This window comes from Acinetobacter sp. YH16051 (assembly GCF_013417135.1).
Lineage (GTDB): Bacteria > Pseudomonadota > Gammaproteobacteria > Pseudomonadales > Moraxellaceae > Acinetobacter > Acinetobacter towneri.
Genome location: NZ_VPEN01000106.1, coordinates 1 through 1,650 on the forward strand (window position 1 = coordinate 1; position 1,650 = coordinate 1,650).

At 32.9% G+C, this 1,650-nt stretch carries 2 protein-coding genes; both read right to left on the reverse strand.

What is annotated here, in order from left to right; translation table 11 throughout:
• Positions 1-398, reverse strand: a 398-nt coding sequence (locus FTV41_RS14625) for a plasmid replication DNA-binding protein (protein WP_257221995.1), incomplete at its 3' end; no start/stop codon positions are given.
• Between the two features lie 60 nt (positions 399-458).
• Positions 459-1,382, reverse strand: a complete 924-nt coding sequence (gene repM, locus FTV41_RS14630; RefSeq protein ID WP_004811812.1) for a replication initiation protein RepM — start codon at positions 1,380-1,382, stop codon at positions 459-461.
• Positions 1,383-1,650 lie beyond the last annotated feature (268 nt).

Below are 1,650 nucleotides of genomic sequence, written 5' to 3' on the forward strand. Positions count from 1 at the left end.
TTAGTAGATTCATTTAGTTTATTAATATTTTCTTGTTTTGGCTGTTCTAAGGTGCCTTTAAACTCAATTCTATGAGTAAGATCTTCAATATGTTGCATCAAAGACTTTTCTCTTTGATTTGCTAACTCTAACTGATTTTTGAGTAAAGAAATTTGATCTTTTAATACATTTTCAACTTCAGATTGAACGTGTACCTGTACATCCTTCTGAACTTGTTCAGTGCGTGTACTGGACTGAACACTGATTGGATTGCCATAAACTCTAATAAGTTCCGATAAGTCTATAAGACCATCATGATCTCTTGATAATTCACCATTTTTTAAAGCCTCATATATTGTTGTACGTGATTTTTTAAAGGCTTTACTTGCGTCCATGACGCTAAATTTTGTTGTGTTCAATGTAATCCCTCAGTGCGTGTACAAGGATGTTCGTGTGAACATCCAATCTGAACATGAAGTTTATTTTGTATTAAAGCCTACTTTCTTTAGATAGGGGAGTAGTTCTTCAAATTTTTGTGGATCTCGTAGCATTTCAGAAATTCGAACTGCAAATTGTGAGTAGCTTTCAGTACCTTGAGAATATTTATTCATATCTGGAAGCTCAGATAATTTACTGGCAAAAAGATGACACTGTGCATCGGTAAATTTTGAGAAAATCTCAAGAGCAGTTTGCTCTTTAGTATGAGCTATAACGACTTTTTTCAGTTTAAAGGTGAATGAAAAACCAGAAATATTACGTCCCTTTTTATGTTGCTGACATTGGACGTTAATATCCGTGTGTTCATTAATTTGGGCAATAGCTAGATTTAATACTCGATCTTTAAAATTTCCCATTCTTGTATATTCATCATCAAGAACGCCTATTTTTTGTCTGAACTCTGCAAGTTCAATAATAGGAGTTTGACCCGTACTGCGCCAAGCAATTAATAATTCATATAATCGCACAGCATAAGCGCTGCTGAGATTACTAATCTGTTGTAACTCATATTTAGTAAATTGTTCTTCTAAACGTGTAATAAGTGGCACGATTGCAGGGGCAAATATTAACTTTACTGTAGCCTCATCATCGATATATCTAATCTCGCTCACCCAGCGACTTAAAACATTCTCTACATTTCCTCTTTTATTAATTTCTTGATAGCTAAATTGACGTACAAATAGATCCTTACAAGCATCTTTTAACGCTTGGTAAGCTGTTTGTCTTGCAACATTAAATTGATTTACATAACTCTCAGCATGCACTTCTAAGGGGTCATTTGCATTGATTCCTCGACCACTATCTCTTGCTTCGACGATAGCTAATAAGATCAAACGTTGTTCTACTAAGTCTAAGTTATAACTCGCATTAATTAAGGCATTATCTTTAACTACTAAGTCCCGCATTTTATTTGTCTACATTATTACTTATGAATATAAATCTATAATAATAAATATGTAGATTAATGCAAGGTAAACGTAGTTAAATCTACAAAAAAAATAATGTAGATTATTGGTAGGTAAACGTAGTCATATTGGTAGGTAAACGTAGTCATATTGGTAGGTAAACGTAGTCATATTGGTAGGTAAACGTAGTCATATAAGCTCTAGAAGCCTTTATTTACAAAGACTTGATCCTCTCTAAAAGCATTTAAAAGCTTAAAAATAATTAAAA